5 protein-coding genes are annotated in these 3,027 nt (G+C 29.7%); all 5 read right to left on the reverse strand.

Features of this window, described 5'->3' with window-relative positions:
- Positions 1-211, reverse strand: a 211-nt coding sequence (locus tag RYK99_RS08815; protein WP_314991858.1) for a hypothetical protein, incomplete at its 3' end; no start/stop codon positions are given.
- A 270-nt stretch (positions 212-481) separates the two neighbouring features.
- Positions 482-1,264 carry a hypothetical protein gene (locus RYK99_RS08820; RefSeq protein WP_314991859.1) on the reverse strand — a complete coding sequence of 261 codons (783 nt, stop codon included), beginning with the start codon at positions 1,262-1,264 and terminating at the stop codon, positions 482-484.
- Between the two features lie 57 nt (positions 1,265-1,321).
- On the reverse strand, positions 1,322-1,570 hold the full coding sequence (locus RYK99_RS08825) for a hypothetical protein (protein ID WP_012864733.1): 249 nt from the start codon (positions 1,568-1,570) through the stop codon (positions 1,322-1,324).
- Between the two features lie 155 nt (positions 1,571-1,725).
- Complete coding sequence (locus RYK99_RS08830) at positions 1,726-2,478, reverse strand: hypothetical protein (RefSeq protein ID WP_012864734.1); 753 nt, start codon at positions 2,476-2,478, stop codon at positions 1,726-1,728.
- 298 nt (positions 2,479-2,776) lie between these two features.
- Positions 2,777-3,027 (reverse strand): hypothetical protein (locus RYK99_RS08835; protein ID WP_314991860.1); only part of this gene is annotated, 251 nt, incomplete at its 5' end.

The raw sequence follows: 3,027 nt of genomic DNA on the forward strand, positions 1-3,027 counted from the left end.
TAGTCCCAGCTTTTATAGATTTTACTTTTTCATCATTACAATTATATAGCAAATCACCATCAGTAATAATAGAACCGGAAGGGGTCTTAACATTGTAACAGGCTGAACTCATGCCTGATTCTGTACATTCAAAAAACAAATAACACTTATACCAATGTATTGGCATACAATCAATAAGTATATCTCTTATTTTCTTAATATATCTATCCATATATCCTCACATTAATTATTAGGAATTTCGTCGAAAAATCTTCTATCCCTCTTACATCATCATTAGTAATGATTCGATGTTTATCTAAATCAAGAAATGTTAGTTCATAACCTAAATAATACCAGCGATTATTGTTAGTATTTAGCACCATGGTCTGAGTTCATTAGCATTTTTCTAACGTTATATAAAGCCTCTTTTGAAAAGTCTTCTAGCTTAGTTTTCTTAAATAATAATCATAAGTATATATACAACTTAAAAATCTTCTAGAATCTATAATCCCAAGTCTATAAACTTCCCTGAAACTTTGATCTGCCAAAACATCCCTTTAGTGGCTTTTAAATCAATGCCTGTTTCTAACTTGTCAAAACTCACATCATAAAATGGTAATAATATCTGTAATGATGCTAATTTTGCTTTCATAGTAATTAAATCTTTACTTAATTGCCCGGATATATTAGTATCCGCTATCTCCTGTAAATTGGAAATACATGCTTGAAGATCTTCATTCTGAATACGTTCACACGTATATATTTCAGACAAATAGGTCTGTTTAATACAACTTAAGATTGATTCAGAAATGAATTCAGGTTTTTGTAAGACTTCATACAATCCTAACAAAAACAACGCCCAAAATATCTCCTCTACATAATCGGTAAAGAAATAGATACCGAACTTCTTTTCATCATGTGTAGAAATCTTTAACGCTTCAGATAAAGTATTACCCTCTAACTCCCGTTCTATTAAAGCAATCCAACTACTGCATTCAATATCATCTAACGTATCATTTAATGCTGGTATAGGAATCCTACGAGCCATCCACTCATCAACATCCTCTAAACTCATCCCATCTCCAATAATATTTAACAATTTATCGGACAGATGTGCTTTTCTACACATTAATCGAATTAACATACTAAATATGTAATATTCTAAAATGGTCAAGTCAATATAATTTCGTCTATATGCCTTAACAGCACCCAATATAAAGACCATTAAAAATGTATCTAAGCTTTTTTTACTTTTAAAATAGATCATATTTATACCTCTATCCACTAATTTATTCTAGCTTAAAATCTATACGTTCATCATTAACCCGTTTTACTTAGTGAATTATAATAGTCCATTATCCATCAGCAAACCCAACAAAGTAAATATTGCAAAAAATAAGAAGATACTCAAAATAATCCTTACTACACATCTCACTATAGGCTTAGCTGAAGTAAAAGATTCTATACTATCATGATTACCAATCAACTCAGGAATACAAATAAATGCAATTAAAAATCCTATAGCCTGAATTGTACCTTTAACCTCATAATTTGTATCATATAAATTCAAAAAAGAATCAAAGAACTCCATCGATCTACTAAATCTCCTTATAATTAAGATAATACATACTAAATAGAATATTTACATTCCTATCTTTTTCAAAACTAACAACTCCATCAAATCAACTCGTTAAAGTACTCTCAATTTTTACTACACAATATTATGAATATAAATATAATATATTACTACTTTTTATTAACATAATTATCTCTTAATTGTAACAAGATGGTCCGTTCGTCTTTCCCAATTTCATCAAGACTATTTAATATGGTTAGATAATCGCCATAGTTATATTTCAACATAGTAATTAAAGAGTCTCTAACCTTTTTACCAGCAATACTTTCATCAAAATATACTTGTATATTATTTGTTTCTTTATCAATGATAATAAAACCACTAACATTAAATATTAAGATTTTAGTAGGAGTCTCTTTTATTCCTCTTACGTCATTTGTAATAATTAGATGCTTATCTAAGTCGAGAAATGTGGCTTCATAGCCTGAATGATACCATCGTTTATTATAATATTTAGCACCACGTTCTGAGTTCATCAGCATTTTTTCAAAGTTATCTAAAGTCTCTTTTGAAAAAGCTTCTAACTTAGATTTCTTATTAACAATCATCTTAGATCTTGAATAATTAATTTTATGCTTGCCAGTCTCATCACCGTAAATTTCAAATTCTAGAACATCTAACATGTGATTTCTAATATCATATCGACCGATTCCATCATAGCCTAAATAATAATAGTAAGGCTCATCAAGATATACGGCTAAAATACGACTAGAGACGGTTTCTTTAATTGATGTATCTACTAATTCATGGGACTCATCCAGAATAACTATATTATTAGGAGAACCATCGTGATAATAATACTGATAAATAGTGGTACTAATAATTGCTATAACAATCAGTATTAAAGAACAAATTTTTTTCATACCAAACTACCTAAGCTATATAATCAAATAGCTTCATACAAAACACCAACATCTTTTAATAATATCAAATATCATATCTAATTAATAAATATTTATTCCCCTTCTATAATTCAATTATATGTTAAACTAGCGTATACCACCAAAGAATATTTTGTTATATACGGCAAAAAAAAGCACCATCTATCTAGGGACGACTTATGTGTCGTTTAGCTCCCCAAATAGATGGTACTTTTTATAATTAAGTTAATTAAATTGTTCAAATAAACATGTCCCACTCGGTCTACAATGTAGTATAGCACTACTTTATATTCCGTCTTGCCACTAAGCTACCAGCACTGCTAGCTAGTCCAGCCCGATTGATATGTGGGTTCCCATGTTTGTACGTCTTTGGCTTGCTACTTTTATCTTCTACTTTTGATTTCTCAAATTTAGTAAATAGATTATCTAGCTCGCGCAAGAGCGCACGTTTTTGTGAGTCTTTCAACTCGAATACATCACCTTTATAGGCGATGTATTTATTTTTTAGTACAGGACTGAGATCATAGATGG

The sequence above is a fragment of the uncultured Gemella sp. genome, assembly GCF_963537375.1.
In the GTDB taxonomy this organism is placed as follows: domain Bacteria; phylum Bacillota; class Bacilli; order Staphylococcales; family Gemellaceae; genus Gemella.